General features: G+C 66.9%; 33 protein-coding genes and 1 tRNA gene. 15 read left to right on the top strand and 19 right to left on the bottom strand.

Going from position 1 to position 25,734, the window contains the following annotated elements:
• Nucleotides 1–3: 3 nt before the first annotated feature.
• Genes A7E77_RS08800 through flgB form a run of 5 tightly spaced genes read right to left on the bottom strand, consistent with a single transcriptional unit; the run spans nucleotide 4 to nucleotide 3,582 of the window.
• On the bottom strand, nucleotides 4–756 hold the full coding sequence (locus tag A7E77_RS08800) for a flagellar basal body rod protein FlgF (protein ID WP_017977374.1): 753 nt from the start codon (nucleotides 754–756) through the stop codon (nucleotides 4–6).
• 29 nt (nucleotides 757–785) lie between these two features.
• Nucleotides 786–2,054, bottom strand: coding sequence for a flagellar hook protein FlgE (locus A7E77_RS08795; protein ID WP_017977373.1), 1,269 nt, complete (start codon nucleotides 2,052–2,054; stop codon nucleotides 786–788).
• A gap of 36 nt (nucleotides 2,055–2,090) precedes the next feature.
• Nucleotides 2,091–2,819 carry a flagellar hook assembly protein FlgD gene (locus A7E77_RS08790; protein WP_017977372.1) on the bottom strand — a complete coding sequence of 243 codons (729 nt, stop codon included), beginning with the start codon at nucleotides 2,817–2,819 and terminating at the stop codon, nucleotides 2,091–2,093.
• A 3-nt stretch (nucleotides 2,820–2,822) separates the two neighbouring features.
• Entirely contained in the window at nucleotides 2,823–3,230 is a 408-nt protein-coding gene (flgC, locus tag A7E77_RS08785; protein ID WP_017977371.1) for a flagellar basal body rod protein FlgC, read from the bottom strand.
• A 4-nt stretch (nucleotides 3,231–3,234) separates the two neighbouring features.
• On the bottom strand, nucleotides 3,235–3,582 hold the full coding sequence (gene flgB / locus A7E77_RS08780; protein WP_024310425.1) for a flagellar basal body rod protein FlgB: 348 nt from the start codon (nucleotides 3,580–3,582) through the stop codon (nucleotides 3,235–3,237).
• Nucleotides 3,583–3,942: 360 nt separating this feature from the next.
• On the opposite strand from flgB, the gene A7E77_RS08775 reads away from it, so the two are divergent.
• The 8 genes from A7E77_RS08775 (at nucleotide 3,943) to A7E77_RS08740 (ending at nucleotide 10,313) form a co-directional block, all read left to right on the top strand.
• Nucleotides 3,943–4,587 carry a motility protein A gene (locus tag A7E77_RS08775; protein ID WP_063687279.1) on the top strand — a complete coding sequence of 215 codons (645 nt, stop codon included), beginning with the start codon at nucleotides 3,943–3,945 and terminating at the stop codon, nucleotides 4,585–4,587.
• Nucleotides 4,584–5,150, top strand: coding sequence for a hypothetical protein (locus A7E77_RS08770; protein ID WP_226341697.1), 567 nt, complete (start codon nucleotides 4,584–4,586; stop codon nucleotides 5,148–5,150). Before A7E77_RS08775 ends, A7E77_RS08770 begins: the two co-directional genes overlap by 4 nt.
• Nucleotides 5,147–5,665 (top strand): flagella basal body P-ring formation protein FlgA, encoded by a 519-nt coding sequence (locus A7E77_RS08765; RefSeq protein ID WP_063687277.1) that lies wholly within the window; start codon nucleotides 5,147–5,149, stop codon nucleotides 5,663–5,665. Before A7E77_RS08770 ends, A7E77_RS08765 begins: the two co-directional genes overlap by 4 nt.
• 95 nt (nucleotides 5,666–5,760) lie before the next feature.
• On the top strand, nucleotides 5,761–6,072 hold the full coding sequence (gene flgM, locus A7E77_RS08760) for a flagellar biosynthesis anti-sigma factor FlgM (RefSeq protein ID WP_063687275.1): 312 nt from the start codon (nucleotides 5,761–5,763) through the stop codon (nucleotides 6,070–6,072).
• Nucleotides 6,059–6,373: a hypothetical protein gene (locus A7E77_RS08755; RefSeq protein WP_018250541.1), complete on the top strand. Its 315-nt coding sequence runs from the start codon at nucleotides 6,059–6,061 to the stop codon at nucleotides 6,371–6,373. Before flgM ends, A7E77_RS08755 begins: the two co-directional genes overlap by 14 nt.
• A 226-nt stretch (nucleotides 6,374–6,599) precedes the next feature.
• A complete protein-coding gene (locus tag A7E77_RS08750; protein WP_063687273.1) occupies nucleotides 6,600–7,463 on the top strand; it encodes a hypothetical protein in 864 nt (287 codons plus the stop codon).
• A gap of 70 nt (nucleotides 7,464–7,533) precedes the next feature.
• Nucleotides 7,534–9,537, top strand: a complete 2,004-nt coding sequence (flhA, locus tag A7E77_RS08745) for a flagellar biosynthesis protein FlhA (RefSeq protein ID WP_413243595.1) — start codon at nucleotides 7,534–7,536, stop codon at nucleotides 9,535–9,537.
• Nucleotides 9,534–10,313 (top strand): sigma-70 family RNA polymerase sigma factor, encoded by a 780-nt coding sequence (locus tag A7E77_RS08740; RefSeq protein WP_078462254.1) that lies wholly within the window; start codon nucleotides 9,534–9,536, stop codon nucleotides 10,311–10,313. Before flhA ends, A7E77_RS08740 begins: the two co-directional genes overlap by 4 nt.
• 158 nt (nucleotides 10,314–10,471) lie before the next feature.
• Here the strand turns inward: A7E77_RS08740 and msrA are convergent, their stop codons facing one another.
• Complete coding sequence (msrA, locus tag A7E77_RS08735; RefSeq protein WP_017977361.1) at nucleotides 10,472–11,008, bottom strand: peptide-methionine (S)-S-oxide reductase MsrA; 537 nt, start codon at nucleotides 11,006–11,008, stop codon at nucleotides 10,472–10,474.
• Nucleotides 11,009–11,075: 67 nt separating this feature from the next.
• On the opposite strand from msrA, the gene galE reads away from it, so the two are divergent.
• Nucleotides 11,076–12,074 carry a UDP-glucose 4-epimerase GalE gene (galE, locus tag A7E77_RS08730; protein ID WP_063687269.1) on the top strand — a complete coding sequence of 333 codons (999 nt, stop codon included), beginning with the start codon at nucleotides 11,076–11,078 and terminating at the stop codon, nucleotides 12,072–12,074.
• 268 nt (nucleotides 12,075–12,342) lie between these two features.
• Here galE and A7E77_RS08725 read toward each other — a convergent pair whose 3' ends face one another.
• Entirely contained in the window at nucleotides 12,343–13,008 is a 666-nt protein-coding gene (locus tag A7E77_RS08725) for a phosphatase PAP2 family protein (RefSeq protein ID WP_063689824.1), read from the bottom strand.
• 230 nt (nucleotides 13,009–13,238) lie between these two features.
• On the opposite strand from A7E77_RS08725, the gene A7E77_RS08720 reads away from it, so the two are divergent.
• The gene (locus tag A7E77_RS08720) at nucleotides 13,239–13,505 is read left to right on the top strand and encodes a hypothetical protein (protein ID WP_226341696.1); all 267 of its coding nucleotides are present in this window, start codon (nucleotides 13,239–13,241) and stop codon (nucleotides 13,503–13,505) included.
• Nucleotides 13,506–13,511: 6 nt separating this feature from the next.
• On the opposite strand, the gene A7E77_RS08715 is transcribed toward A7E77_RS08720, so the two are convergent.
• From A7E77_RS08715 to A7E77_RS08705, 3 genes are all read right to left on the bottom strand, one after another.
• Nucleotides 13,512–13,694, bottom strand: a complete 183-nt coding sequence (locus A7E77_RS08715) for a hypothetical protein (RefSeq protein ID WP_063687265.1) — start codon at nucleotides 13,692–13,694, stop codon at nucleotides 13,512–13,514.
• Nucleotides 13,695–13,772: 78 nt separating this feature from the next.
• Nucleotides 13,773–14,915, bottom strand: coding sequence for a glutathionylspermidine synthase family protein (locus A7E77_RS08710; protein ID WP_063687263.1), 1,143 nt, complete (start codon nucleotides 14,913–14,915; stop codon nucleotides 13,773–13,775).
• Complete coding sequence (locus A7E77_RS08705) at nucleotides 14,912–15,313, bottom strand: hypothetical protein (protein WP_017977354.1); 402 nt, start codon at nucleotides 15,311–15,313, stop codon at nucleotides 14,912–14,914. The genes A7E77_RS08710 and A7E77_RS08705 overlap by 4 nt, the downstream gene beginning before the upstream one ends.
• A 211-nt stretch (nucleotides 15,314–15,524) precedes the next feature.
• Here A7E77_RS08705 and A7E77_RS08700 point away from each other — a divergent pair, with 211 nt between their 5' ends.
• Both A7E77_RS08700 and A7E77_RS08695 read left to right on the top strand, forming a co-directional pair.
• Nucleotides 15,525–15,725 (top strand): hypothetical protein, encoded by a 201-nt coding sequence (locus A7E77_RS08700; RefSeq protein ID WP_063687261.1) that lies wholly within the window; start codon nucleotides 15,525–15,527, stop codon nucleotides 15,723–15,725.
• Between the two features lie 229 nt (nucleotides 15,726–15,954).
• Nucleotides 15,955–18,297, top strand: coding sequence for a bifunctional diguanylate cyclase/phosphodiesterase (locus tag A7E77_RS08695; RefSeq protein WP_063687259.1), 2,343 nt, complete (start codon nucleotides 15,955–15,957; stop codon nucleotides 18,295–18,297).
• A gap of 237 nt (nucleotides 18,298–18,534) precedes the next feature.
• On the opposite strand, the gene A7E77_RS08690 is transcribed toward A7E77_RS08695, so the two are convergent.
• Complete coding sequence (locus A7E77_RS08690; protein WP_063687257.1) at nucleotides 18,535–18,729, bottom strand: hypothetical protein; 195 nt, start codon at nucleotides 18,727–18,729, stop codon at nucleotides 18,535–18,537.
• Nucleotides 18,730–18,945: 216 nt separating this feature from the next.
• On the opposite strand from A7E77_RS08690, the gene A7E77_RS18460 reads away from it, so the two are divergent.
• Complete coding sequence (locus A7E77_RS18460) at nucleotides 18,946–19,080, top strand: hypothetical protein (protein WP_017977350.1); 135 nt, start codon at nucleotides 18,946–18,948, stop codon at nucleotides 19,078–19,080.
• Nucleotides 19,081–19,137: 57 nt separating this feature from the next.
• Here the strand turns inward: A7E77_RS18460 and A7E77_RS08685 are convergent, their stop codons facing one another.
• A complete protein-coding gene (locus tag A7E77_RS08685) occupies nucleotides 19,138–19,365 on the bottom strand; it encodes a hypothetical protein (protein WP_226341695.1) in 228 nt (75 codons plus the stop codon).
• A gap of 66 nt (nucleotides 19,366–19,431) precedes the next feature.
• Here A7E77_RS08685 and A7E77_RS17935 point away from each other — a divergent pair, with 66 nt between their 5' ends.
• The gene (locus A7E77_RS17935; protein WP_192929955.1) at nucleotides 19,432–19,707 is read left to right on the top strand and encodes a hypothetical protein; all 276 of its coding nucleotides are present in this window, start codon (nucleotides 19,432–19,434) and stop codon (nucleotides 19,705–19,707) included.
• 127 nt (nucleotides 19,708–19,834) lie between these two features.
• Here A7E77_RS17935 and A7E77_RS08680 read toward each other — a convergent pair whose 3' ends face one another.
• The 3 genes from A7E77_RS08680 to folK all read right to left on the bottom strand — a co-directional run bounded on the left by A7E77_RS08680 (nucleotide 19,835) and on the right by folK (nucleotide 20,854).
• On the bottom strand, nucleotides 19,835–20,149 hold the full coding sequence (locus A7E77_RS08680) for a hypothetical protein (RefSeq protein WP_226341694.1): 315 nt from the start codon (nucleotides 20,147–20,149) through the stop codon (nucleotides 19,835–19,837).
• 132 nt (nucleotides 20,150–20,281) lie between these two features.
• Nucleotides 20,282–20,357 (bottom strand) — tRNA-Lys (locus tag A7E77_RS08675).
• 20 nt (nucleotides 20,358–20,377) lie between these two features.
• Nucleotides 20,378–20,854: a 2-amino-4-hydroxy-6-hydroxymethyldihydropteridine diphosphokinase gene (gene folK, locus A7E77_RS08670; RefSeq protein ID WP_063687250.1), complete on the bottom strand. Its 477-nt coding sequence runs from the start codon at nucleotides 20,852–20,854 to the stop codon at nucleotides 20,378–20,380.
• 22 nt (nucleotides 20,855–20,876) lie between these two features.
• Between folK and A7E77_RS08665 the strand changes: the two genes are divergently transcribed.
• A complete protein-coding gene (locus tag A7E77_RS08665; RefSeq protein ID WP_078462338.1) occupies nucleotides 20,877–21,575 on the top strand; it encodes a uracil-DNA glycosylase in 699 nt (232 codons plus the stop codon).
• On the opposite strand, the gene aguB is transcribed toward A7E77_RS08665, so the two are convergent.
• The 4 genes from aguB to A7E77_RS08645 are packed head-to-tail and all read right to left on the bottom strand — an operon-like array spanning nucleotide 21,563 to nucleotide 25,401.
• Nucleotides 21,563–22,423: an N-carbamoylputrescine amidase gene (aguB, locus tag A7E77_RS08660; RefSeq protein WP_063687248.1), complete on the bottom strand. Its 861-nt coding sequence runs from the start codon at nucleotides 22,421–22,423 to the stop codon at nucleotides 21,563–21,565. The genes A7E77_RS08665 and aguB overlap by 13 nt on opposite strands.
• 8 nt (nucleotides 22,424–22,431) lie before the next feature.
• Nucleotides 22,432–22,782: a DUF3147 family protein gene (locus A7E77_RS08655; RefSeq protein WP_017977343.1), complete on the bottom strand. Its 351-nt coding sequence runs from the start codon at nucleotides 22,780–22,782 to the stop codon at nucleotides 22,432–22,434.
• Nucleotides 22,783–22,786: 4 nt separating this feature from the next.
• Entirely contained in the window at nucleotides 22,787–23,758 is a 972-nt protein-coding gene (locus A7E77_RS08650; RefSeq protein WP_017977342.1) for an agmatine deiminase family protein, read from the bottom strand.
• A complete protein-coding gene (locus A7E77_RS08645) occupies nucleotides 23,755–25,401 on the bottom strand; it encodes a M28 family metallopeptidase (protein ID WP_063687246.1) in 1,647 nt (548 codons plus the stop codon). Before A7E77_RS08645 ends, A7E77_RS08650 begins: the two co-directional genes overlap by 4 nt.
• Nucleotides 25,402–25,734: the final 333 nt, after the last annotated feature.

The raw sequence follows: 25,734 nt of genomic DNA, 5'->3' as shown, positions 1-25,734 counted from the left end.
CCCTTAGCTCGGCAGGCGCATCACGGATGAGCCGCCTTCGTCCAGTTCCTTGGCCGATTTCATCAGATTGGCCTGAATTTCGTAGCTGCGCTGGTTTTCCAGCATATCGACGAGCACCTGCGTCATATTGACGTTGGAGCCCTCCAGCGCGCCGCCCTGCACCTTGGCGTCGAGGTTCGCGGGCAGCGTGCCGCCGCCCTTCACGCGCAGCAGGTTGTCGAGGCCTTTGACCGTCTGCGACCCCTTGGTGTCGACGATCTTCAGCCGGTCGACCACCTGTGGGTTGGCGGCATCGCCCCCTTGCGGAATGATGCTGATCGTCCCGTCGCCGGCGATCGTCAGGCTGGTGTACGGCGGCAGCGTGATCGGGCCGTTCTGACCCTGCACGATGAAGCCGTCGCCGGTCTGTAACACGCCCGACGGCGCGACCTCCAGGTCGCCGCGGCGGGTATAGGCCTCGCTGCCGTCGCTCGCCTGCACCGCCAGCCAGTCGTTGACGCCGGTGACGGCGACGTCGAGCGCGCGGCCGGTATGCTGGATGGCACCCGGCGCGCGGTCGGCGTCGGTGACTTCCTCGCTGGTCGGCGCACGCGCCTCCAACTGCGCGCCGCCGCCCTTCAGCTCGATACGATCGAAGATGACGCGATCGGCGCGAAAGCCCGTGGTGGACGCGTTCGCCATATTGTTGGCGATCGCGGCCTGCGCCTGCATGTGCGCGCGCAGACCCGTCGCCGCCGTGTAGACCAATTTGTCCATCTAGCGCTCCCGCGTCCCCACCGACTCGTTTAGCCGCGGATCTGAATGATGGTCTGCGAGACCTGGTTCGCGGTATCGAGCGCCTTCGAGTTCGCCTGGAAGTTGCGCTGCGCGGCGATCAGGTTGACCAGTTCTTCGGTAATGTCGACGTTCGATCCTTCGATCTGACCCGACATCAGCGAGCCGAAGCCGTCGGCGGCCGCCGACCCCATCGTCGCGGTGCCCGACAGACCCGTCGCCGACCAATAGCTGTTGCCGATCTGGCGCAGGCCGGTCGGCGTCGAGAACTTCGCCAGCGCGACCTTGCCCAGCGGCACGATGTCGCCGTTCGAGAAGCTCGCCTGGATCAGGCCTTCCGACGTCACCGTCACGCCGGCCAGCTGACCGACGGGCACGCCGTCCTGGCTCTTGCTGTTGACCGCGAAGGCCGACGCCAGCTGCGTCGAGTTGCCGAGGTTCAGCGTCAGGTTCTGCGCTGCGGCGCCCGACAGCGGGATGAACGTATCGTACTGGATCGGCGTCGCCGGCGTCTTGATCGCGCCGGTGTTGGCAAAGGTGATTTGGACGGGATCCTTCTTGCCGCCGACTTCCAGCTGCTTGTCGCCGACGAACGTATAGACCGCCCACGTGCTGTCCGTGCCCTTGGTGGCATCGGGCACCGCGGTGCGCACGTAATAGCTGGTCATCGTCATCGGATTGCCGTTCGCGTCGTAGACGCGCGTCGCGACCGAGTTGTTGTAGGTCGTCGTGTCGGTGCGATCGAACGTCTTCTTGTTGACGGTCGTCGTGCCCGACAGGTTGATCGCGGTCGACACGGACTGCGTCGCCTTCGGCGTACCGCTGGTCTGCTGCAGCTGCAGGTTGGTCAGGCCATCTTCACCGGTGGCGGTGACGTTGCCGTCGCCGTCGACCGGATAGACCATCAGGAAGCTGCCCTGGCTGTCGACGACGTTGCGGCTGGCGTCGACCGAGAACGAACCGTTGCGGGTATAGGCGATCGCGTCGCTGGCGCCGGTCGTCTTCACCGTGAAGAAGCCTTCGCCCATGACCGCCAGGTCGAGCGCGTTGGTCGTGCCCTGCAAATTGCCGTTCTTGAACTGCTGCTGCGTCGCCTTCACGATGACGCCCGACCCCACCATCTTGCGCGGATCGGTCGACACGCTCGATGCGATGACGTCCGAAAATTCGACGCGGCTCTTCTTGAAGCCCGTGGTCGAGACGTTGGCGAGGTTGTGCGAGATGGTGTCCATGTCGGTCTGCGAAGCCTGAAGACCGGATAGCGAGGTGAAGAAGGACATTGGGTTTCTCCTGGAATTCGGAAAACGGGGGGAAGATCAGGCGGCGGAACGGACGTTGGACGGATCGACGTCACCGACGCCGACGACCTTCAGAACGGGTTTGCCGCTGGATGGCAGGGACACGGATTCGACCGGCGCCCAGACGAGCGTGCGGCTGGTGATCGTCTTGTCGCCACCGGTGGCGAAGGCACTGATCGTGAAGGGGCCTTTGCCCGCGTCCTGACCCGAGCCGTCCTTGCCGTCCCAGTCGAAGGCGATCGAACCCTTCTTCTGCGCGCCGAGGTCGAGCTGGCGCAGCATGCCGCCATTGGCGTCGCTGATCGACACGGTGACCTGCGTCGCATCGTCGTCCAGCTCGACCGCACCGTCGATCCCGCCGGACGAGCGCGGATAGGCGGTCGATCCTTCGGTCAGCACGGTCTTGCCGACGTAGCTCATCGCATCGCTCGCGCTGGTCGAGCCGAGCTTGTTCGAAATGCCGGTCAGCGACTTGTTCATCTCGCTGATGCCGGCGACGGACGAGAATTGCGCCATCTGGGCGACCATCTGCGTGTTGTCCATCGGCGCGAACGGGTCCTGGTTCTTCAGCTGCGTGGTCAGCAGCGTCAGGAAGTCGGACTGGTCCAGCGTCGTCTTGGTGACGCCGGTAACGGTCGATGCACCGCTGGCGGTCGTCGTGCCGGTGTTGCTCGCGGCGCGCTTGATGCCGAGGTTGGCGAGCGTCGTATCAAACGACGAACCCGATGTGGAGGTCGTGGTGGTCATGGGTTAGCGGCCCAGCTTGAGGGTATCGATGGTGAGCTGCTTGGCAGTGTTCAGCACCTCGACGTTGTTCTGGTACGAGCGCGCCGTCTCCATCATGTCGACGAACTCGCGGCTTTCATCGACGGCGGCCTGGTAGATATTGCCGTCCTTGTCCGCGACCGGGTTGTTGGGGTCGTAGATCTTGGTCGGCGCTTCGCCCGCGGTGACGATCTTTTCGACGTCGACGGTGGCAAGGCCGCTCGCGGCGTCGAAGCTGGTGCGGAACACCGGCTTCATCGTCTTGTAGGCAGTGTCCGCCGACCCGGTCGTACCGCCGGCATTGGCAAGGTTGGATGCGGTCGTGTTCAGGCGGACGAGCTGCGCGCTCATCGCGCGGCCTGCCACCTGAAAGACGCTCATCGGATCGGCCATGGCCTTACTCCCCCTTCAGCGCGCGGGTGATCTGGCCGATGCGTCCGTTCAGGAACGACAGCGTCGTCTGATACTGGACGGCATTTTCGGCGAAGGCAGTCTGTTCCTGGTTCAGCTCGACGGTGTTGCCATCCATCGAGGTCTGCACCGGCACGCGATATTTGGTCGCGGCGGCGATGCCCTTTTCGCCGATATCGCTCTCCATCGACGCAAGCGCCGACTTGAAATCGATATCCTTCGCCTTGAACCCGGGGGTCGAGGCGTTGGCGATATTCGACGCGAGCACGCCCATGCGCTGCGAACGCACTTCCAGGGCGGATCCGTGAATTCCGAACAGACTGTCAGCGGCCATCGGGCCAAATCTCCGGCGCACCATTGCGCTGCCGAGACGCTAAGCAACCGCCGTGCCAGTTTTTTGCGGCAGGAGGGCGGGGGTCCGGTTTTTTCGTGATTTCACCCCGTTGCCGGGCGGGCGGCAAGCCGGCCGGCAACCGCTTGCCGGTATTTGCCGGACGGACGGCAAGCCTTGCCGCCCTTCTTCGTCACCCCGGACTTGGTCCGGGGTCCACCGGGCCGCATGGGGACGGCAAGAGGCTCCACCCATTCCCCTCGCCGCAGAGTGGACCCCGGAACACGTCCGGGGTGACGGGGGAGTGAGGACGAACGTCGGACGCCCACCGCAACTGGCCCACCCCTTGCATTATATCCGCGCATGATCGCCCAGCTCTTCGATCCGATCGCATTCGCCATCGTCGGCGGCGGCACGCTCGTCGCCACGGTGCTGCGTGCGCCGCTCCGCGACGTCGGCCGCGCGGTGGTGGCGCTTCGCGTCCTGCCGCGCCGCGCCTTCTCCGCCGATCCGCTGCTCGAACAGATCGCCGCGCAGGACCGGATCGCCAAGCGCCACGGCGTCGTCGCACTCGACAAGTCGGTGATCGCCGACCCCGATGTCGCCGCCGCGATCGCCGCGATCGTCGACGGAGCGGTTGCCCGCGAGGTCGAGGCGCTGCTGCGCTTCCACCGGCAGAAGCGCATCGACCGCCAGGCCGCCGCCGCCGACGTCTGGTCCGGCGCCGCGGAGGCCGCACCCGCGATGGGCATGGTCGGCACGCTGATCGGCCTCGCCGGCATGTTCGCGCAGATGACCGACCCGCAGGCGATCGGCGGCGCGATGGCGGTGGCGCTGCTCGCGACGCTGTACGGCGCACTGTTCGCCAACCTCGTCTTCATGCCGGTCTGTCACCGCCTGCGCGCCGCGGGCAAGATCGAGGCGTTCGAACGCGCGCGGATCGAGGCGCCGCTCGTCGCGCTCGCGCTGCGCGAAACGCCGCGCCACCAATTGCACAGCGTCGCATGACCGCCCCCGCGCTTCCCAGCTGGCCGGAACCGGCGCCCGCCCGGCCCGTGTGGCTGGTGACGCTCGCCGATCTCGCGCTGCTGCTCGTCGGCTTCTTTGTCCTGTTGCAGGCGAGCGAACGCCCACGCGCCGTCACCGATGCGCTCCGGCGCAGTTTCGGGGGTGAGGCGGCGCTACACGCCCCCCCGCCCCCGCCGATGCCGGTCATGGCCGCGGGTCTGTTCGATTTCGCCCCCGGATCGGCGGCGCTGCCCGGCGGTTCCGCGGCGGCCGTCGCCTGGGCCAGAGAAGCCGTGCGCGACCCGCGCGTCGCGCTCACCGTCACCGGATCGACCGACGGCAGCACCGCTGACGTCGATGCCCCGACGGGGAGCGCCGCGATCCTCGCCGCCGATCGTGCCCGCGCGCTCGCGGCGCTGCTGGCGCCGGTCAGCCGCCGCATCACACTTACCACCGCGCCGCGGCCCGGACGCCGCGCCGCGATCGTCACGCTCGCCTTTGCCGGAGACGCTCCGACCACGAGCGCCCCCCGCACCGACCCTCAACACGGACATCAGCCATGATCCTCCTGCCCCTGCTCCTTGCCGCCGCGCCGATGGGCACGCTGCCTGTGTTCCATGACACTGGCGGGCTCGACCGCGCGGTCGCCGCCTTCACCAGCCGCCCGATCGGGGCGGAGGGCGGCGCGCGCACCGCGATCGATGCGCGGCTGCGTCTCGCGCAATGCCCCACCGTCTCGCTAGCGTGGCGCAGCGACGCGCATGACGCGGTCGTCGTATCCTGCACCGGGCCGGACTGGCGCATCTTCGTCCCCGTGATCCGCCCCGCCGACGCGCCCGCAGCCCGCGCGGTGCCCGCCATGCTCGCGCCCACCAAGGCAGAGCCGGTGATCCGCCGCGGCGATCCCGTGCTGATCGAGGCGGGCTCGCCCGGCTTCTCGATCAGTCGCGAAGGCGTGGCCGTCGGTGACGCACCGCCGGGCGGCCGCGTGATGATCAAGGTCGACGGCAGCAACACGCCCGTACAGGCGGTCGCGGTGGAAGCGGGCCGCGCCACGCTGCCCGGATGGACCGACTGAGGCGGCATCTTTTTTCGCGGGCGAATCTTTTTTGCTAAAGCGCGCTCGCAGACGGCCGTTTAGTCGCCTGTCAGGCAACATACACAGGTGCGGACATGGTGGACTCAATCGGCGCAAAGCCGCAGCAGGCAAGTGGAAGCGTATCGCGCGTCGCCGCACCCGCGGCCCCGCCGACGGTGCAGCCAGTGGTACAGCAGGCGACGACGCGCCAGCCCGTCGCGGCAGCGCCGGCGACGCAGCTGAGCGGCCTTGCCAAATCGATGGCCGCGTCGGCCCCGGTCGACAGCGACCGTGTCGGCGAGATCAAGAAGGCGATCGCCACCGGCACCTTCCCCATTCTGCCGGCGACCATCGCCGACCGACTGCTCGCCCTCAAGCTGAACTGGGATGGCCATGAATCGGCGTGATGCCCTCATCCGCGTCATCGACGCGCTCCACGCCGAAATCGAAGCGCTGAAGACCAACGACTGCGCCGCGCTGGAACGTGCGACGCAGGACAAGCTTGCCGGCATCGAAGAGATTGCGGCGATGGGCACCGGCCCCGCCGGCGACGAGATCCGCGAACTGGCCGACGAGGCGAACCGCCTCAACGAAACCTGCCGCATCTACGTCAACCTGATGGCGGCAAATGTCCGCCGCCGCCTGCAAATTCTGACCGGCGATGCCGGCCACGGCTACCGCCCCTCGCTGATCCAGGCCTACGCCTGAGGCTTGGGGCTGACGCCCTTTCCCCATGTAGATCGTCACCCCGGACTTGGTCCGGGTCCACTAGGCCGCACGGGGACGGCAAGAAGCTGGAGCCATCCCCTCGCCGCAGAGTGGACCCCGGAATACGTCCGGGGTGACGGAAATCGCCGCTGACACCCTCCCTTAACCACAACTGGCACGGCTCTTGCTGAAAGCCACCCGGCAACAGGGGTGTGTTTTCGTCGCAATGACCGTAAATCCGATTTCTGCCGGGCGCGTCCAATCCGCCATCCAGCTTGCGAGCAGCAAGACGGGTGTGGATTTCGACTATCTGCTCGGCCAGGCGAAGATCGAAAGCGGGCTGAACGCACGCGCGCGCTCGGGCACGTCGTCGGCGACGGGCCTGTACCAGTTCGTCGAGCAGAGCTGGCTCGCGGTCGTCAAGAAGCACGGCGCCGAACACGGCCTCGGCTGGGCCGCCGACAGCATCGGGCAGACCGCCGGCGGCCGTTTCTCGGTCAGCGACGGCGCGACCCGCTCCGCCATCCTCGCGCTGCGCAACGACCCCGACGTCGCCTCGCTGATGGCCGCCGAACACGCCTCCGACAATAAGAGCGCGCTCGAGGGTTCGCTGGGCCGCGACGCCAACGGCACCGACCTCTATATGGCGCACTTCCTCGGCATCGGCGGCGCCAAGAAATTCCTGTCGGCGATGGCGAACAACCCCGGCGCCTCCGCCGCCTCGCTGTTCCCGCAGGCCGCCGGCGCCAACCGCTCGATCTTCTACGCCTCGAACGGCCAGCCGCGGTCGCTCTCGGCGATCTATCAGCGCTTCAGCGACAAGCTGAACGCCGCGTCGGACAGCGTCAGCGAAACCCGCAGCGCCAATCTCGCCTTTGCCGCGCAGGCGTTGGCGATGGGCGATTCCACCGTCGTCACCGGTAACAACCAGACGCCCGAAGATGCGCTCACCTGGGCGACGCAGGCGCTGACCCAGGCCGGCAGCCGCTTCGGCAGCCGCACCGCCGATGCCGCGAACAGCCTGCTGCGCCCGTCGCCGCAGAATGCGCAGCTCGCCTATATGATGCTCGCCAGCATGGGGGGCCGCTGACGTGAACAAGCTGCTGAGCCAGGGCCGTGGCGCCGCGCTGCCGCTCGCCATCCTGCTGCTCGTCGTCGTGATGGTCGTGCCGATCCCGGCCTTCCTGCTCGACGTCTTCTTCGTCGCCAATATCGCGATCAGCCTTGCCGTGCTGATGGTGTCGCTGAACGCGCAGAAGCCGCTGGACTTCTCGTCCTTCCCGACCGTCCTCCTGTTCGCGACCCTCTTCCGCCTGGGCCTCAACGTCGCGTCCACCCGCATCGTGCTCGTCCACGGTCACGAGGGCGAAAGCGCGGCGGGCCATGTCATTGAGGCGTTCGGCAGCTTTCTGATCGGCGGCGACTATGTCGTCGGCATCTTCGTCTTCGCGATTCTGATGATCATCAACCTGATCGTCGTCACCAAGGGCGCAGGCCGCGTGTCGGAAGTCTCGGCGCGCTTCACCCTGGACGCATTGCCCGGCAAGCAGATGGCGATCGACGCCGACCTGAACGCCGGCCTCATCACGCCCGACGACGCCAAGAAGCGCCGCGTCGAAGTCGCCACCGAAGCCGATTTCTACGGTTCGATGGACGGTTCGTCGAAGTTCGTGAAGGGCGACGCGGTCGCCGCGATGCTGATCCTCGCCGCCAACGTCATCGGCGGCCTGATCCTCGGCCCCGTCAGCCACGGCATGACGATCGCCGCCGCCGCCAAGAGCTACATCCTGCTCGCGATCGGCGACGCGCTCGTCGCGCAGCTGCCGGCGCTGATGCTCTCGATCGCCGCCGCCGCGATCGTCACCCGCGTCAATTCGGACAAGGACCTCGCCGGCCAGATCGGCAGCCAGTTCGGTAGCCCGCGCACCTGGACCCCGGTCGCGGTCATCCTCGGCCTGCTCGGCGCCTTCCCGGGCATGCCGCACCTCATCATGCTGCCGGCCGCCGGCATCGCCGGCTTCACCGCGTGGAAGCTGCGCCAGATCGAGAAGCGCCCGGTCGTCGAAGCGCCCAAGGCCGTCGAGGAACCCGTCGACCCGTCGAAGATCGGCTGGGACGAAGTGACCGAAGGCATGCAGGTCAACCTCGACATCGGCTATGGCCTGGTGCCGCTGGTCGACCAGCGCCGCGGCGCGCCGCTGATGGGCCGCATCACCGGCGTCCGCCGCCAGCTTTCGCGCGACCTCGGCTTCGTCGTGCCGCAATGCCGCGTGCGCGACGACATCAACCTCGCGCCCTACACCTATCGCATCATGATCAACGGCGTCTGCGTCGGCGAAGATCAGGTCAGCCCCGACGAGATGCTGGCGCTCGACACCGGCCAGGCGTTCGGCGAGCTGCACGGCAAGAAGGCGAAGGACCCGACCTTTGGGCTCGACGCCACCTGGATCCCCGCGGGCGATGCCGATGCCGCCACCGGCGCGGGCTTCCTCGTCGTCGACGCCGGCACCGTCATGGCGACGCACCTCAACCATCTGCTCGGCGCCAATGCGACCGACCTGCTCGGCCCCGACGAGGTCCAGTCGCTGCTCGACGGGCTGAAGGAACGCGCCGCACAGCTCGTCGCCAGCCTCACGCCCAATCCGTTGCCGCTCACCACCCTCACCCAGGTCCTGAAGGGCCTGCTCGCGGAGAACATCCCCTTGAAGGAGTTCCGTCGTATCGCGCAGGCGATTGCGGTCGCCGCCACGCGCAGCGCCGATGCCGAGGAGATCATCGAACTGATCCGTCCGGAGCTCGGCCCGCTGATCATCCAGAAGCTGTGCGGCGTGCGCGAGCCGCTGCGTGTGATGACGCTGGAGGGCCAGCTGGAAGGGCTGCTCGGCCAGGCCGCGCGCGCCGACGCTTCGCGCCGCCACGTCATCGAGCCCGATCTCGGCCGCCGCATCGTCGAGGCGCTGCAACAGGCCGCCCAGCCGCTGATCGCAGAGGCCAAGCCCTTCGCGCTCGTCGTCCAGCCCGCGATCCGCATCGCGATCCGCAAACTGGTGAAGACCGTGCTGCCCGACACGCCCGTCCTCTCCTTCTTTGAAGTGCCCGAGGAAAAGGCGGTCGAGGTCGTCGCAGTCATCGGCGCACCGCAGCAGCAGGCGCTGGCGGCATGAGCGCCGAACCGATGAGCAACGCCTTCGTCGGCGCCCAGCCCGCGCCGCAAGCCATGGTGCCGCAGGGCCCCCTCACCTATTCGCCTCGCCAGCGTCCCGGCGGCGACAGCGAGGCGCTGATCCGCCAGCATCTGCCCATGGTCCGCCGCATCGCCTGGCACGTCCACGGATCGATGAGCACGATCGTCGATGTCGAGGACCTCGTGCAGATCGGCCTCGTCGCTTTGGTCGAGGCGGTGGGTCAGGCGGCGGAACAGGGCGCGCAGTTCAAGGCCTATCTGCAAACCCGGCTGCGCGGCGCGATGATCGACGAACTCCGGCGACAGGCGACGACGACGCGCGGCGCGATGCGGCGGCGCCGGCAATATCAGGCCGCCATTGCCGCCGTCACGGCACGAACCGGCCGCGCGCCCGACGAAGCGACGCTCGCCGCCGAACTCGGCGTCACGATCGAACGGCTGCGCGCAGAGTATGAGACCGCCGACACGGTGCGGTTCGAATCGATGGACGAAGTCTATGCCGACGACCTGCCCTGGTTCGCCGACGACACGCCCGACGCCTTCGAACAGCTCGCCGAAAGCGACCTGCGCGACACGCTGATCGCCGCGATCGGCGCTTTGCCCGAACGCGAGGCGCTGGTGATCCAGCTCTATTACGTCGAGGAATTGAACCTGGAGGAAATCGGCCAGGTGCTCGGCGTCGGCTCGGCAAGAGTGTGCCAGATCAAAGCCGCCGCGCATGCGAAGCTGAAGAAGGCGCTGGCAAGGAAGATCTAACAAATTCCTCCCCGCTCTGCGGGGAGGGGGACCGCTCGCCGAAGGCGAGTGGTGGAGGGGCCGCCGCAGGCGGTGTTGCGTGGGGCTGCCCCTCCACCACGCCTCTGCGAGGCGCGGTCCCCTCCCCTGCGTGCGCAGGGGAGGAATGAGCACTTAAATTACGCCACCGCCTTCGACCGCGCGGCGAAGCTCTTGCGCAGCTTCTGCAGCTTCGGCGGGATCACCGCCATGCAATAGGGGTTCGACCGGCCTGAGGTTTCCCAATAATCCTGATGGTAATCCTCCGCCGGATACCAATCCGCCATCGGCTCCACCGTCGTCACGATCGGCTTGTCCAGCCCCGCCTGCGCCCGCTCGATCGCCGCGCGCATCTCCGCCTCCTGGGCCTCGTCCGCCGGGAACACCGCCGAACGATATTGCGTGCCGACGTCATTGCCCTGCCGGTTCAGCTGCGTCGGGTCATGTGTCGCGAAGAAAATGTCGAGCAGGTCGCCCAGCGCCAGCTGTTCGGGGTCGTAGCCGATGCGGATCGCCTCCGCATGGCCGGTGTCGCCACCGCACACCTGCTTGTACGTCGGGTTGGGCACGTTGCCGCCGATATAGCCGCTCTCGACGCTCTCCACACCGATCACATCCTTGAACACCGCCTCGGTACACCAGAAGCAGCCGCCCGCCAGCGTTACATAATCCGTCATGCTGAAGTCTCCTTTGCAGCCCATGTAGGAAGGCGCTAGGCCGCGCAAAAGACGAAGGACGCGACGCATGGCATTGAACGGCAAGGTGATGGTGACGGGCGGGGCCGGCTATATCGGCAGCCATGCGGTGCTCGCCCTGTGCGACGCAGGCTATGACGTCGTCGTCGTCGACAATCTCGTCACCGGCTTCGCTTGGGCGGTTGATCCCCGCGCAACGCTGGTCGAGGCGAACGTCGCCGACGATATCGCCGTGCGCGCCGCGATCCGCGACCACAATGTCCGCGCGATCATGCACTTCGCCGGATCGGTGGTCGTGCCGGAATCGGTCAGCGACCCGCTCAAATATTACCGTAACAACACCGCCGCGACGCGATCGCTGATCGAAAGCGCCGTCACCGAAGGCGTGCCGCACTTCATCTTCTCGTCCACCGCCGCGACCTATGGTACGCCCGTCAAGGTGCCGGTCGAGGAAACCGACCCGACCGTGCCGATTAACCCTTATGGCATGTCGAAGCTGATGACCGAGGCGATGCTGCGCGACGTCGCCGCGGCGCATCCGATGAACTATTGCTGCTTACGCTATTTCAACGTCGCCGGCGCCGATCCGCAGGGCCGCTCGGGCCAGTCGACGGTGGGCGCGACGCACCTCATCAAGATCGCGGTCGAGGCGGCGACCGGCAAGCGCGCCGCCGTCTCGGTCTTCGGCACCGACTTCGACACGCCCGACGGCACGGGCGTGCGCGATTATATCCACGTCAGCGATTTGGCCGCCGCGCACGTCGCCGCGCTCGAACTGCTGGTCGCCGAACCAACGCAGAGCCACACGCTCAACGCCGGTTACAACCGCGGCTTCTCGGTCAACGAAGTGCTCGACGCGGTCGATCGCGTCACCAACATGACGATCGAGCGCCGCTACGAAGGGCGCCGCGCCGGCGACCCCGCCGCGCTCGTCGCCGACAATCGCGCGATCCTCGCCGCGCTCCCCTGGCGCCCGCAGCGCGACGACCTCGACACGATTGTCAAGGATGCGCTCGCCTGGGAACGCAAGCTCAGCGAACGCCAATAGGATCGCAGCGCCGGCAAGATACTGTGATCGGGGCGAAATCGTGCCAGCTCTGTCCTATACGCCCGCGGCCTGCCATTCTCCGGGCCAGTGGATTGCGCTCCTTGAAGTGGTGAAGAAACGGAAACGATAGACTTCGATCGTTTTCGCCAAGGTGTTCATGTTGTCTATGTTCGCCAAGCAACCATGGGCCGTTCGACATTCGACCAAACCGATTCACTCCTCCCCCTGGCGGGGGAGGACTGACGACCACTCCGAACCTTGGCTAAGCCTAGCGTTCCCCGCCGATCGCCACACGCGCCCGCGCCGTGGCGGTCCACCAACCCAGCGCCCAGAGCGTCCCGAAGCTCCATCCGGCCAGCACGTCGCTCGGCCAATGCACGCCCAGATACACGCGGCTGCACCCGATCGCGCCGACCAGCAGCACCGCGGCCACCAACAGGTACAATCGGGCCGCACGGTCGGGCGTCACCTGCCCGGCAAGCGCAGCCAGCGTCAGATAGCAGACGGCGCTCGCCGTCGCGTGCCCACTCGGAAAGCTGTAGCCGTTGGCGGAGACGAGGTGCGGCACCAGTTCCGGCCGCGCACGCAGCACCATGCCCTTCACCAGCTCGATCACCCATCCACCGGTCAGCGTCGCCAGCACGGTGGCGAGCGCGGTCAGCCACAAACGCTGCACCAGTAGGAACCCGACGACGAGCGTTACGATCAGCGTCAGCACCACGCCGCCGCCCAGGTCGGTGATGTCCGCCGCCACCTTCGGCAGCCACGAGGGGCCGCTCCAATGGCGCAGACCGACGATGATCGCCCGGTCGAAGGCGAATGGATAGCGACTGGTCGCCACCGCGCCGATCAGCAGCACCGCCAGCCCCGCCGCGATCAGCGCAAGTCCTACCAATAGGGGCGGCAGCCGACGCCCGCCGGCTCGATCAGACATCCATATCATCCCGCGCCAACGCCTTCGGGACGAAAAGGACGCGCGCCACACCCGGATCGCGACGGCGCACCGCCCGATCCGCCAACTTCTGGCGCGTCACACCCGGTGTACGACACCGGGTCTATAGGAAACCAAAGCAAATCCGGTGTATTACTCAAATGGCACACTTATCGCATGGGGCTCGCCGACCCGCACGACATCGTGTCGAACGGACGATCGGGAGAAACGCCATGTCTATGATACCGTCTTTGCTCGCCCTCGCCGCTATGGCTGCGACGCCCGACGCGGCGGTCGAACAGCCTAAGCCCGCGCCGCGTGCCTATACGGTCCGGTACGATGCCAACCGCGATGTCTATTGCATCCGCTTCTTCTCGGATGCCCTCGCCGCCGATGCGCATCCCGGACGCACTGCCATCACGTGCCAAAGCCGCGAGCGCTGGGCCGACGAAAAGGTCTTCATCCACCACGCCGGCCGCCCCGAACTGGCAGCGCGCTGAGGCGTATCAGGCGATCAGCGCTGCGGCCGAACCCTTGGGCTCGGCCAGCGCACGCTCCACCGGCGTCAGGCCCGCCATCCGTTCCGCCCGATACGCATCCGCAGCGGTATCGCTCGTCGCGATCAGGCGATCCTGTGCGACGGGACGGGGACGGGCGGCACCGAACAGGCCCAGCGTGGTACGGCTCATAGATTCCTCGGACAGGGCAGCAGGATCATTCCCGCGCGCTGCCCGCATCAATGCCGCACTGCACCCAGCGGTTCCGGCCTACCCTTCGATCACATGCGGCACGAAGCGCGCGGTGTTGCCGGTGATCAGCCCGTCCTCACGGATGCCGATCCCGGCGGGCTCGCCATCGACCAGCCAGCTGCCGATCACGGGGAAACATCCAGGGGCCGTCTCGGGCAGCCGGTACAACGCCTGATAAACATAACCCTCGTCGCCATAATCCCCCGCCGCTTCGGCAACGACGCGCCCGTTCTGCCGGATCGACACGTTCGCGCCCTCGCGCGCCAGCAGCGGCTTGGCGACGGCGTCGCCCTCCGGGATGTCGAAGCTCGCGGGCAGCAGATTGGGATGATCCGGAAACAGCTGCCACAGGATCGCGAGGATCGCCTTGTTCGACCAGATCATCTTCCAGATCGGTTCGATCCACAGCGTATCGTCGAGGCTCTCGAGCAGTGGCGCCGCAAACGCCTCCGCGGTCAGCCATTCCCACGGATACAGCTTGAACAGCGCCTCGATCCGCTGCTCGGCCAGATCGACGAAACAGCGCCGGTCATGGTCCCAGCCCAGATCGTCGACCAGGATCGGCACGGTCGTGATCCCCGCCGCCTCCGCCGTGTCGCGCAGATAGGATGTCGTGACGATATCCTCGCCCGCCTCGTCCGAGACATGCGCGAAATGGACGACCGGGGGCAGCAGCGGCGCGATGTCGCGCCACTTGGCGACCAGGCGCTCGTGCAGGCTGGTATATTGGTCGAGGTGCGGGAAACTCTCCTCTTTCCAGCTCCATTGGATCACCGCGGCTTCCAGCAGCGACGTCGGCGTATCGCAGTTGAATTCGAACAGCTTGGGCGGGCCGGCACCGTCATACCCCAGATCGAATCGCCCGTAATTCAGCGCCGGCGGCTCCGCCTCCCACGCATCGCGAATCGCCTGATGGAACGGCGCCGGGATGCCGAACCGGTCGAGCAGCGCGGGATCGTCGACGATCGCCTGCCCGGCGGCGAGGAACAGTCGGTACAGCTCCGCCGTCGCCCCCTCGATCTCGGCGATCTGCGCGGCCGAAAAGCGGTAATGGACGCTCTCGTCCCAATAGGGCCGGCCATCGACGCTGTGCCAGACCAGCCCCTCCGCCTCGACCTTCGCCTGCCAGTCGGGGCGTGGATCGGTCGCGACGCGGATCATGCCCGGCCGCTGCCGAAGCTGTGCGCCGACGCGCCGAACCCGCCGCGGCTGATCGCGCCCGATCGGCTGACGAAGGTATTGGCCGGCGCCCGCGCATAACTGACGCCGCCCGCGCGGCTGAACGATCCCCCGCGCGCCGTCTCGCCATAGGGCGGGATCACGCTGTTGCGCCCCAGGAAATACCACAGGAACGCGTTGCTGCCGCCCCCGCCATGATAACCGCTCGCCAGCGCCTGCCGCGGGCATTGGTCATCGGCAACGCGCCGCCCCTCGCGATCGGTACAGATCGCGGTATCGGTCTGCGCGGTCCAGCCATCCGGCTCGGGTTCCGACCGGCCACACCCCGACGCCAGCAGCGCCGCGGCGATCGCCGTCGTGATCCTCAGATCCGTCCTCATGCCCTTCCCCCACAGCCACCGAAACGGCGCGCACCATAGGACAGGATCACGGCAGCCACCATGACATGATGCGCCGCGTCGCCACATGGGCTCGACGTCCACGCTCATCGCGCATGGGGCCGCTGATGGTCACCCGCTTCGATGCACGAACCTGGGCGATTAACCAATCTGATGCATCGCCGCGTAACGCTTCGGGGCCGAGAGGCGATGGATGGACACAGGCCTCACCAGCGAGATACTGCATCGCCGCATCGAGGATCAGATGGCCTTGGCCGCGCTGGCGACCGACGATGCGGTCCGCGCCATGCACGGCGATCTCGCCAGCCTGTACCGATCGCAGCTGGCATGCCTTGTCGCTGGTGACACGCTCATGGCGACGGTTGCGATGCTGGGCCTCGACCTGGCGGCGTAATCCATAGCACCGGCCTTCGACCGCAGGGCCGCTCAGACAGCATCACGCGCATGATAAACGACGATCGAACGCAATTTGGGTTATAATTGCAGGGCAACAGGTGGCGCCGAACTGACCTCGATCTAGCGACGCAATAGGGATGGGCTGCCAGCAAGGTCGCCCAAACCAACTGAAATTAAAACAAATTTGATATTTGAATGAGAATGGTCCGAAAAAAGGACCACGCTGGATGCGCTTCCTCACCTGTCTGACGCAGGATCACAACCTCTGGCTGGTCGGCCTGGCGGCGCTGTTCTGCCTGGTCGGATCGGCGATCACGATTCAGCTTCTGGGGCGCATCCGTCAGGCTGAGCCACGGACCCGGCTGGCTTGGATCTTCATGGGCGGCGTTTCGACCGGCGCGACGATCTGGTGCACGCACTTCATTGCGATGATCGCCTATCAGCCTGGCGTCCGCGTCAGCTACGAACCCCGCTTGACCGGTGTGTCCCTGCTCTTCGCGATCGCGGGCAGCGCCATCGCGCTCAAGGCGGCGACGATGAAGGGGCGTTGGATGCCGGCCTGCGGCGGCGCGCTGTTCGGGCTGGCGGTCACGATCATGCATTACACCGGAATGCGTGCATTCGCGGCGCAGGGCTTCATCAGCTGGTCGCCTGACTATGTCACGGTTTCGATCGCGGGCGTCGTTCTGCTCGGCGCCGCAGCCTTCGATCGAGCCCTCGCGCACGGGCGGTTTGCCGGGGGCTGGTTCGCGACAGGGCTGATGGTCGGTTCCATCGTGGTGCTGCACTTCACCGGCATGGCCGCGATGGCGATCGTCCCCTTCGCAGCCGAAGCGGGTCAGGCGGGATCGGACGATGCCGCGATCATCATGGCGTTCGCCGTCGCCGGCGTCGGTATGCTGGTGCTCGGCACGGGTCTGTCGACCTATGTGCTCGACGCCCAGGCCAGCGCGGAATCGAAGCGGCGGCTGGATGAGGTGCTGGAGGGCAATGTGGATGGCATGGTCGTCACCAGCGCCGGCCGCGTCGTGGCCGCCAACGCGGCCTTCGCGACGCTAGCAGGCCTCTCGCCCGCCGACATCATGGGCCAGCCGATCGAGCGCTGGATCGCCGGCGCCACGACAATCGACGCCGACCGGCTGACGCAATCGACGATGACCGGCATGGACGGCAACACCATCCCGATCGAAATCGCGGTCCGCATCGATGCGCGGGGCGTCGAACCCCATACGATCTACTCCATTCGCGATCTCAGGGCTCGGCTCGCGCAGGAACGCCGGATCACGCATCTGGCGCGCAACGATAGTCTGACCGGCCTGCCGAACCGGACGTCGTTCCTGGAATGGCTGACGAAACAGGCATCGCCCGCCAGCGGGCATGCTGCCGTCGCTTTGCTATCGATCGATCTCGATCGCTTCAAAGAGGTCAACGATATCCACGGCCATGCCGCGGGCGACCATCTGCTGATCACCATTGGTGAGCGCATGAAGGCGGCGATGATGCCGGGCGAATTCGTCGCACGCCTTGGCGGCGACGAATTCGTGGCCGTCCAGCCGGTCAGCGAAGCGGCGGATGCGCTCGGCCTTGCGGAACGGCTGCGTGCCGCGATCATGGAACCGGTCGCACTGGATCACAGCGAGACGAGTTGCGGCGCCAGCGTCGGCATCGCGCTATGGCCGCAAGACGCCGACGATGTCTCGACGCTCATCAACAATGCCGATCTTGCGATGTACCGGGCCAAGGGGTCGATCGCGTCGCACGTCTGCTTTTACGAAGAGGAGATGGATCGCGCCGTTCGCGATCGTCGGCGGATGGTGCAGGAACTCCGCCACGCGCTCGACCACGACGAACTCGCCCTCCACTGGCAGGTACAGGGCGACGTTCGCACCGGCAGAACCACCGGCTATGAAGCTTTGCTGCGATGGACGAAGGCGGACGGCACCTGCGTGTCGCCGTCGGACTTCATCCCGCTTGCCGAACAGTCGGGGCTGATCCTGCCGATCGGCGAATGGGTGTTACGGACGGCATGCGCCGAAGCGGCGGTGTGGGCAGAGCCGCACAAGATCGCGGTCAACCTGTCACCGGTGCAACTCAGCCACGTCGATCTTCCCAGTCTCGTTCATCAGATCCTGCTGGAAACGGGCCTGCCGGCGTCGCGCCTCGAACTCGAGATCACCGAAACCGCGATGATCGAGGATCACGCACGCACGACCCACGTCCTCCGCCAGTTGAAGGCGCTCGGCGTATCGGTCGCGATGGATGATTTCGGAACCGGCTATTCGTCGCTTTCCACGCTGCGCTCCTTCCCGTTCGACAAGATCAAGCTCGACAAGTCCTTCATGCTCGACCTGGATTGCGGGCCGCAGTCCGCGGCCATTATCCGTGCGGTGCTGGCCCTCGGCGAAAGCCTCTCGATCCCCGTGCTGGCGGAAGGCGTCGAAACCGCAGAGCAACTCGAGTTCCTACGCCAGCAAGGCTGCGACGAAGCGCAGGGGTTCCTGCTCGGACGGCCGGCTCCCATCGATCGGGATGGCAAAGCTCGACCGATGATGATGCACGCGACCGGTTGAGACCAAAGCCGGGCGGGCGATCATCCCGTGGCAGCGCGGTGCGGGCTCGCGACATTCGGCAGGCCTGCCGTCTGCCGATCCCGTCTTCTTCCGATTCCCGACACGCTCCCGTTAGCATCAAATCACCGATCATATGCTTCCGCAAAAGGTCAGGAACGATGCCGTGTCGCCTGCGTAATCCCCCTCACGTGCCGCAATGGCGCTGACGAAGGAGGGTATATGACGCTCAAGATGCTATTAGCTGCCGTGGCCATGATGGCAGGCACCGCTGGTCTCGCCGGTACGGCCGACGCCCAGCGCCATGATCGCGGCCGTCCCCATTACGACCAGCGCGATCACCGCGACCATCGTGGGTATGACCGCAACCGCCGCGACCGCGGCCACCATTGGGGCCGCGATCGCCGCGATCACTGCCGTATCGTCTACCGTCATCACCGCCGCGTCCGCGTCTGCCGTTGATGCACGGCCGGGGCGGTGCCAAGTTATAGGCACCGTCCCGACCCTGCCAGCAGGCGCTCGCCGTAACGCCGGCTCGGACTGTCGCGCGATCGGCCAGGATCGCGGCCTCGCTCACCTGTGGTAAACCTTTGCAACGCCAACGATCTGCTCCTTACAGGCCGCAAGGCCGATGCCGCAGAGAGACGATCCATGGCCTTCTACGTCACCATGTCCGCCTTCATCGCCGCGAACCTCGCGCTGATCGGGTTCGAAATGCGCCGGGGTCCATCGCGCGCGGGCCAGCTGTCTCTGGTGCCGGTCAACCGGCGGTCCACCCACCGCTGACACGTCCTCAAGACATGAGTGGGAAGGGGGAGGCGCTCGGCGCCCCCCTCGCCCGCCTCAGCTCGGATGCGCTTCGCTTTCGGCGATGGCGCCTGCGTCGCTGACAGGCACGGCCGCATCCGCCACTGCCGCAGCGGGCACGCCACCAGTGGTGCCTTCGGCCTCCTCGGCAAGGCGCATCTGCTCGTACGCGACCTCGAGGTCGGCGGGGCCGGACCCGGTCGGCTGCATCGGCAGATCGGTGTAGCTCTCGGGTTCGTGGGTCGGATCGGTCACATCGGCCATGTCGCTCTCCTGCGTGGGTCTGGTGGTGATCAACGCACGACCGCGCATTCGGCTCAGGGGCGGCGCATGATGGGCACGATCGATGCCCCCGAAGAGCCGGGCAGCTATTTCCAGACTTTTGCGACGATCGACTGCAATTCGTCGCATCGTCGTTGCCAAAGCACGCTTCATCGTGCGATTCATCAATGCGTTATGGGCCAGTCCATCCCTCCGCAGCGGCTTTCCGACCTCCCCCGCGACGAGTGCATCCGCGCTCTCCACCAGCGGGCAGCAGACGCGCGCGCGCAATGGCAGGCGTCCCGGTCGGCGCAGCCGTCGTTCTGGAGCCGCCTGTTCGGCTGATCGAGCGAGTCGACTATGGCGTGGGCGGGTATCCCGTCGCGATCGAGGTCGGCGTGAATGCCGTGACTAGGCGGACGACGAGCGGATCACGGCGCCCACCGGCGTGGCGGGCAGCCGCGTAACCGACTTACTTTTCGCCAGCGCGCTCGTTGGTGCCGCTCATGTTCAACGAGCGGCGGAAGTCGCTCACGCCCTGCTGCGTGATCCCGTCGAACTGACGCCATCCTGCCTCGGTATTGCAGACGCGGGTCGCCATGAACGAACCCGTCGGCGTCAGCCTGCGGCAGGTCTTCTTCTCGGCCGGCTTGGCCTGGCTATCCGCGGACTGCGCGACGGCGGGCGCCGCACAGGCCATGATCGCCACAATTGCTACCGTCCCAATGCGCTTCATTGTCCCCACCCCTCTTGTTCGCGCCGGATCATGCGACAGCAATACCGACATATCAAGCGTGGACGGCTGGCAGCGCACGCGTGCTTCGGCGAGATCACAGGGCTAACGCGCAGTGCGCAATCGGCGGATGCTGCGGCGTATGAACTGATCGGGTACCGGGTAGAGGCCCCCGGAAAGCGTCGATGGTGGGTCCGCCGGGGCTCGAACCCGGGACCTCTCGATTAAAAGTCGCTTGCTCTACCGACTGAGCTACGGACCCCCGCCATCGATTGGGGGCACCTAGGGGCGGCGACGCGGCCGGTCAACCGTGTGCGCCAATTGGCGGATCGTACGCATCGCGCCCGGCACCCGCCAGCCGGGCGCGATCCGCCGCAGCGGGGCGAGCACGAACGCCCGCTCGGCCAGCGCGACATGCGGCACCGTCAGCCCGTCGCTCCGCCAGACGCCTTCAGACCACAACAGGATATCGAGGTCGATCACCCGCGCCCCCCAGCGCCGTCCGCGCCGACGCCCGAACGCCGCCTCGATTCGCTTCAGCCGCGCGAGCAGCCCCGGCGGGGCCTCGTCGCTTTCGATCAGGATCGCCGCATTGGCGAAGCGGCGGATCGAGGGGCCGAGCGGCGCTGTCGCGATGATCGGGGACAAGGCGACGACACCGCCGATCGCTGCGATTGCGGCGCGCACCTCGTCCGCCGGACCGCCATGTCGCCCCCGCCGATTCGATCCGATCCCGATCGCATAGATTGCCGTTGCCATTCCCACGCCTTAGGCGATGCCGATGACGATCGCATCCGATAGCCTCCCCGAGAGCCTAGACGCCGCCCCACCCGTGGCCCTCTTTCCCGTGGAACCGCCGCGGGATTGCCCGCTCTGCCCTCGCCTGGTCGCAGCGCGAGAGGCGTTGCGCGAACAGAACCCGACGTGGTGGAACGCCCCGGTGCCCGCCTTCGGCGATCCGGACGCGACGATCGCGATCGTCGGGCTCGCCCCCGGCCTCCACGGCGCCAACCGCACCGGCCGCGCCTTCACCGGCGACCATTCGGGGACGCTGCTGTTCGCGACGCTGGTGAAGGTTGGCCTTGCCACCGGCACCTTCGCCAACCGCCCGACCGACGATATCGCGCTCACCGGCGCGATCATTCTCAACGCGGTGAAGTGCCTGCCGCCCGCCAACAAACCGACGCCGGAGGAAATCCGCACCTGCCGCCAGTATCTCGACGCCGAGATCGCAGCGCTGCCGAATGTCCGCGTCGTCGTCGCGCTCGGTCAGATCGCGCATCAGTCGGCGGTGAAGGTGTTGGGCGGCCGGTTGCCCAAGGCGACGTTCGGCCATGGCGCCGAACATCGCATGCCGGACGGGCGGATGCTGGTCGATAGCTACCACCCGTCGCGCTACAACCAGAACACCGGCCGCGTCGACGAAGAGATGTTCGAGGCCGTCTTCGCCCGCGCGGTCGCGCTCGCTCAGATATCCTGAACGAGGCGACCGTACAGCTCCGGCCGGCGATCGCGGAAGAAGCCGAAGGCGGCGCGGTGGCGGCGGATACGGGCGAGGTCGAGCGTTGCGACGATCACGCCCTCTTCCTCGCGATCGAGTTCGGCAAGGATGTCGCCGCGCTCGTCGGCGATGAAGCTGGTGCCGTAGAAGGTCTGGTCATGTTCCACGCCGACGCGGTTGGCGGCGACGATCGGCACGACGTTGCTGACCGCATGGCCCACCATCGCGCGCCGCCACAGCCGCGCGGTGTCCAGGCTGGTGTCATGCGGCTCGCTGCCGATCGCGGTCGGGTAGAACAGCAGTTCGGCCCCCATCAGCATCATCGCGCGCGCGGTTTCGGGATACCATTGGTCCCAGCACACGCCGACGCCCAGCGTCCAGCCGGGCGCGGTCTGCGGCGCCGGCCACACCTTGAACCCGGTATTGCCGGGGCGGAAGTAGAACTTCTCCTCGTAACCCGGACCGTCGGGAATATGGCTCTTGCGATAGACGCCCTGGATTTCGCCATCGGGGCCGATCATCGCGAGGCTGTTGTAATAATGCGGCCCGTCCGCCTCGAAGAAGCTAGTCGGGATCGTCACCTTCAGCGCCTCGGCCAGCGCCTGCATCGCAAGCACCGCCTTATGCTCGCCGACGGGGGCGGCATTGGCAAACAGGCCCTCGTCCTCGACGCGGCAGAAATATTCGCCCTCGAACAACTCCGGCGGCAGGATCACGCTCGCGCCCTGCCCCGCCGCCTCGCGCACCAGGCGCGACACATTTGCGATGTTCGCGTCGATGTCGTTCGAAAAGGCAAGCTGCAGCGCAGCGACGGTGATCTCGGTCATGACGGTTCCTACAGGGTGACGCCGAATCGCGCGGCGACCGCAACGGTGGCGAGATAGAGCGCAACTGTGACAGCGCAACCGCTGGCGAGCGCCGGCCAGAAGCCGACACCGTGCCGCAGCAACGCCGGGATCACGAGGAACATCGGCAGCGAGGGCAACACATACCACAGCGTCGCCTGCGCATGGTCCGCCAGCCGGACGGGGTCACCCGTGTCGTGCCACAGCCAGATCATGCCGAGCACGGAGACGAGCGGCAGCGACGCCACCAAAGCGCCCGCCGCCGGGCTGCGCCGCGCGATCAGCGCCACGAGTGCGACGATGATACCCGACACGCCGGCCCGGACCAGCAGAGCCGCCATGCGATCAGGCCGGGATCTGCTGGCTGATGCAGTGGAAGCTGCCGCCGCCGGTCAGGATATGGTCCGCGTGCAAGCCCACCACTTCGCGGTCGGGGAAGATCGCCTGGATCGCCGCCACCGCCGCAGCGTCGTTCTCGCTGCCGTACAGCGGCACGACCACCGCGGCATTGCCGATATAGAAGTTCATGTAGCTCGCCGGCACGACCTCTTCGTCGCGCAGCACGCGGCCGGGCGACGGGATCAGCACCACCTCCAGCCCCGCGGCGCGTGCATCGCGTTCGGCATGCTGGAAGACCTGCCAATTCGGGTCGTTCTCCGCCGCCTTGGGCAAAGCGACACGCCCTTCGCCAACGAAACGGGCAAGGTTGTCGACATGGCCATCGGTATGGTCGTTCAGCAGGCCGTCACCCAGCCAGACGACACGCGTATAGCCCAGGTCCTCGCGCAGCCGGCGCTCGATATCGGCCTTGGTCATCGTCGGGTTGCGATTGGGGTTGAGCAGGCATTGCTCGGTTGTCACCACCGTGCCGGCACCGTCACCGTCGATCGCACCGCCTTCCAGCACCCAGTTGCAATAGCCGACCTTCGCGCCGATCGACTTGCCGAGCCGCAGCCCGATCGTGTCGTCGCCCTCCAGATCGTATTTGCCGCCCCAGCCGTTGAAGTCGAAGTCGCGCGCCTCTTCGCTGTTCAGCAGGATCGGCGCGGTGTCGCGCAGCCAGATGTCGCCGAACGGTTCGACCACTACCTCCGCAAAGGGCGCCATGGTCATGGCGGTGTCGCCCGCTTCGGCGTCGGCGGCGACCAGGATCACCTTCTCGCCCCGCCCCTCGGCGTGGACGGCACGGGCGAAGGCGACGACCTCCTCGCGCGCCGGCTCCAGATCCTCGACCCACAGGTCGGCGTGGCTCGGGAAGCCGATCCACACGGCCGAATGCGGCGCCCATTCGGCGGGCGGCGGGGCGATAGTCGTCACTTGGCTACTCCGGTTACGATGGCACGGCTCTTGTCGCGGATGCTGCGGAATTCATCGCCGGGCAGCCAGTTCGGCCAGGCGCGGCTCTCCGCGAGATCGCGGCTCAGCATATAATAGAGCGCGACGTCCTGCTGCACCCCGCTCCAGTCCCAGTTCGGATCATATTCGTCGGACGGCGCGTGGTAGCGATGCTCCTCATAATCCTTGGCGGCGGCACGGCCGGCGGCAAGTCCGCCCTTCACGAGGTCTTGCCCCGTTTCGAAATAGACCATCGGCACGCCATGCTTCGCGAGGCTGAAATGGTCGGAGCGGTAGTAAAAGCCCTTTTCCGGCGTCGGCTCGGGCGTCGCATGCCGGCCCTGCCGCTTCAGCGCGGCGTTCAGATAAGTGTCGAGCTCCGACTTGCCCGGCCCGATCACGATCACGTCCTTGGCCGGCCCGTACATGGCGAGCGCATCCATGTTCGCGCCGCCCACCGTCTTCGCCAGCGGATAGACCGGGTTCTCGCCATAATAGGCCGAGCCGAGCAGCCCCGATTCCTCGGCGGTGAGCGCGACGAACACCATCGATCGGCGCGCCGGCCCCGCCTTGGCATTGGCCTGCGCCAGCGCGACCAGCGCCGCGACACCATCGGCATTGTCGACCGCGCCGTTGCAGATGTCGTCGCCATTCACCGGCGTGCAGCGGCCCAAGTGATCCCAATGCGCCGACAGCAGCACATATTCGTCGGGCGCCTCGCGGCCGGGCAGGATGCCGACGACATTGTGCGACACTTGCTTGGCGATCGTGTTGTCGAAGCTGACCGACGCCTTCACACCCAGGTCAACGGGCTTGAAGCCCTTCACCTTCGCCGCGGCGGCGAGCGCGTCGAAGTCCTTGCCCGCGCTGGCGAACAGCTTGCGCGCAGCGTCGAGCTGGATCCAGCCATGCGCGGCGCTATCGCCCATATGCCCGTCGGCCGCATCGGCGACATGTTCGGCGCCGGTGTTGCTGGAGCGCACGACGTTCCAGCCGTATGCGGCAGGCTCGGTCTGGTGGACGATCAGGACCGCAGCGGCGCCCTGCCGCGCAGCCTCTTCATATTTGTACGTCCAGCGCCCGTAATAGGTCATCGCCCGGCCATTGAAGAGGCCCTTGGCCTCCGGCGTCTGCCAGTCGGGATCGTTGATGAGGACGACGACGGTTTTCCCCTTCACGTCCAGCCCGGCATAATCGTTCCAGCCCTTCTCCGGCGCGACGATGCCATAGCCGGCGAAGACGACGTCGCTGTTCGTCACATCGATATGCGGCGTGACGCGATAGGTGCCGACGACCATGTCCGGGCCGTAGGCGAAGCTGAGCGGCGTCTTGCCGCCGGTGATCGTCAGCGGCGTGACGTTCTTCGCGGTGATTTCGACCAGCGGCACGTCCTGCAGCCATTGGCCCTTGTTGCCCGGCTTCAGCCCCGCCTTGGCGAATTGCTGTTGCAGATAGGCGAGCGTCTTGGTCTCGCCCGCACTGCCGGGCGCGCGGCCTTCGAACGCATCGGAGGAGAGCGTCTTGGTGACCGCCTTCATCGTGTCGACGGAGATGTCGGGCGCGGTCTGGGCGATGGCCTGGGTCGCGACGGCAGCGAGCAGGGCGGGCAGGAAAAAGCGGCGCAAGGGAAGCTCCGGCAAGGTCAGCGTTGCTGCGCCTTGTGGCGTGGGGGGCGCGGCTTGTCCACGGGGGCGGACGGCGCATTCCTCCCCCGCTAGGGGGAGGGGGACCGTTCGGCGTCAGCCGAATGGTGGAGGGGGAGGTAGGCGGCGCACGCCGTGACCGAGGATGCCGCCGCCCTCCCCCTCCGTCACCGCTTCGCGGCGCCACCTCCCCCTGGCGGGGGAGGAATTGGGAAGCCTGCCCCAAACGAAAAAGGGCGGCCCCGCGGGACCGCCCTTTTCGTGCCTCTCGACCGACGCGGGAATTAATCCCGCGTCGTCGGACGGGGCTGTTGG

Source organism: Sphingomonas sp. NIC1, assembly GCF_001638925.1.
In the GTDB taxonomy this organism is placed as follows: domain Bacteria; phylum Pseudomonadota; class Alphaproteobacteria; order Sphingomonadales; family Sphingomonadaceae; genus Sphingomonas; species Sphingomonas aquatilis.
Note: the sequence above shows the minus strand (reverse complement) of the source record. Positions and strands in the feature narration are given on the sequence as shown.

Coding starts and splice junctions, on each gene's coding strand:
- flgB (WP_024310425.1), bottom strand. CDS start 3,582: ATGGCCGCTGACAGTCTGTTCGGAATTCACGGATCCGCCCTGGAAGTG.
- A7E77_RS08710 (WP_063687263.1), bottom strand. CDS start 14,915: ATGATCCGCGTCGCGACCGATCCACGCCCCGACTGGCAGGCGAAGGTC.
- A7E77_RS08800 (WP_017977374.1), bottom strand. CDS start 756: ATGGACAAATTGGTCTACACGGCGGCGACGGGTCTGCGCGCGCACATG.
- A7E77_RS08690 (WP_063687257.1), bottom strand. CDS start 18,729: ATGACGGTAGACGATACGGCAGTGATCGCGGCGATCGCGGCCCCAATG.
- A7E77_RS08770 (WP_226341697.1), top strand. CDS start 4,584: ATGACCGCCCCCGCGCTTCCCAGCTGGCCGGAACCGGCGCCCGCCCGG.
- A7E77_RS08655 (WP_017977343.1), bottom strand. CDS start 22,782: ATGGCGGCTCTGCTGGTCCGGGCCGGCGTGTCGGGTATCATCGTCGCA.
- A7E77_RS08720 (WP_226341696.1), top strand. CDS start 13,239: ATGTCTATGATACCGTCTTTGCTCGCCCTCGCCGCTATGGCTGCGACG.
- A7E77_RS08725 (WP_063689824.1), bottom strand. CDS start 13,008: ATGTCTGATCGAGCCGGCGGGCGTCGGCTGCCGCCCCTATTGGTAGGA.
- A7E77_RS08755 (WP_018250541.1), top strand. CDS start 6,059: ATGAATCGGCGTGATGCCCTCATCCGCGTCATCGACGCGCTCCACGCC.
- A7E77_RS08700 (WP_063687261.1), top strand. CDS start 15,525: ATGGACACAGGCCTCACCAGCGAGATACTGCATCGCCGCATCGAGGAT.
- aguB (WP_063687248.1), bottom strand. CDS start 22,423: ATGACCGAGATCACCGTCGCTGCGCTGCAGCTTGCCTTTTCGAACGAC.
- A7E77_RS08685 (WP_226341695.1), bottom strand. CDS start 19,365: ATGGCCGATGTGACCGATCCGACCCACGAACCCGAGAGCTACACCGAT.
- A7E77_RS08680 (WP_226341694.1), bottom strand. CDS start 20,149: ATGTCGGTATTGCTGTCGCATGATCCGGCGCGAACAAGAGGGGTGGGG.
- flhA (WP_413243595.1), top strand. CDS start 7,534: ATGGTCGTGCCGATCCCGGCCTTCCTGCTCGACGTCTTCTTCGTCGCC.
- A7E77_RS08740 (WP_078462254.1), top strand. CDS start 9,534: ATGAGCGCCGAACCGATGAGCAACGCCTTCGTCGGCGCCCAGCCCGCG.
- A7E77_RS08705 (WP_017977354.1), bottom strand. CDS start 15,313: ATGAGGACGGATCTGAGGATCACGACGGCGATCGCCGCGGCGCTGCTG.
- A7E77_RS08695 (WP_063687259.1), top strand. CDS start 15,955: ATGCGCTTCCTCACCTGTCTGACGCAGGATCACAACCTCTGGCTGGTC.
- msrA (WP_017977361.1), bottom strand. CDS start 11,008: ATGACGGATTATGTAACGCTGGCGGGCGGCTGCTTCTGGTGTACCGAG.
- folK (WP_063687250.1), bottom strand. CDS start 20,854: ATGGCAACGGCAATCTATGCGATCGGGATCGGATCGAATCGGCGGGGG.
- A7E77_RS08750 (WP_063687273.1), top strand. CDS start 6,600: ATGACCGTAAATCCGATTTCTGCCGGGCGCGTCCAATCCGCCATCCAG.
- A7E77_RS08715 (WP_063687265.1), bottom strand. CDS start 13,694: ATGAGCCGTACCACGCTGGGCCTGTTCGGTGCCGCCCGTCCCCGTCCC.
- flgM (WP_063687275.1), top strand. CDS start 5,761: ATGGTGGACTCAATCGGCGCAAAGCCGCAGCAGGCAAGTGGAAGCGTA.
- A7E77_RS18460 (WP_017977350.1), top strand. CDS start 18,946: ATGGCCTTCTACGTCACCATGTCCGCCTTCATCGCCGCGAACCTCGCG.
- A7E77_RS08795 (WP_017977373.1), bottom strand. CDS start 2,054: ATGTCCTTCTTCACCTCGCTATCCGGTCTTCAGGCTTCGCAGACCGAC.
- flgC (WP_017977371.1), bottom strand. CDS start 3,230: ATGGCCGATCCGATGAGCGTCTTTCAGGTGGCAGGCCGCGCGATGAGC.
- A7E77_RS08665 (WP_078462338.1), top strand. CDS start 20,877: ATGACGATCGCATCCGATAGCCTCCCCGAGAGCCTAGACGCCGCCCCA.
- A7E77_RS17935 (WP_192929955.1), top strand. CDS start 19,432: ATGATGGGCACGATCGATGCCCCCGAAGAGCCGGGCAGCTATTTCCAG.
- A7E77_RS08765 (WP_063687277.1), top strand. CDS start 5,147: ATGATCCTCCTGCCCCTGCTCCTTGCCGCCGCGCCGATGGGCACGCTG.
- A7E77_RS08775 (WP_063687279.1), top strand. CDS start 3,943: ATGATCGCCCAGCTCTTCGATCCGATCGCATTCGCCATCGTCGGCGGC.
- A7E77_RS08790 (WP_017977372.1), bottom strand. CDS start 2,819: ATGACCACCACGACCTCCACATCGGGTTCGTCGTTTGATACGACGCTC.
- galE (WP_063687269.1), top strand. CDS start 11,076: ATGGCATTGAACGGCAAGGTGATGGTGACGGGCGGGGCCGGCTATATC.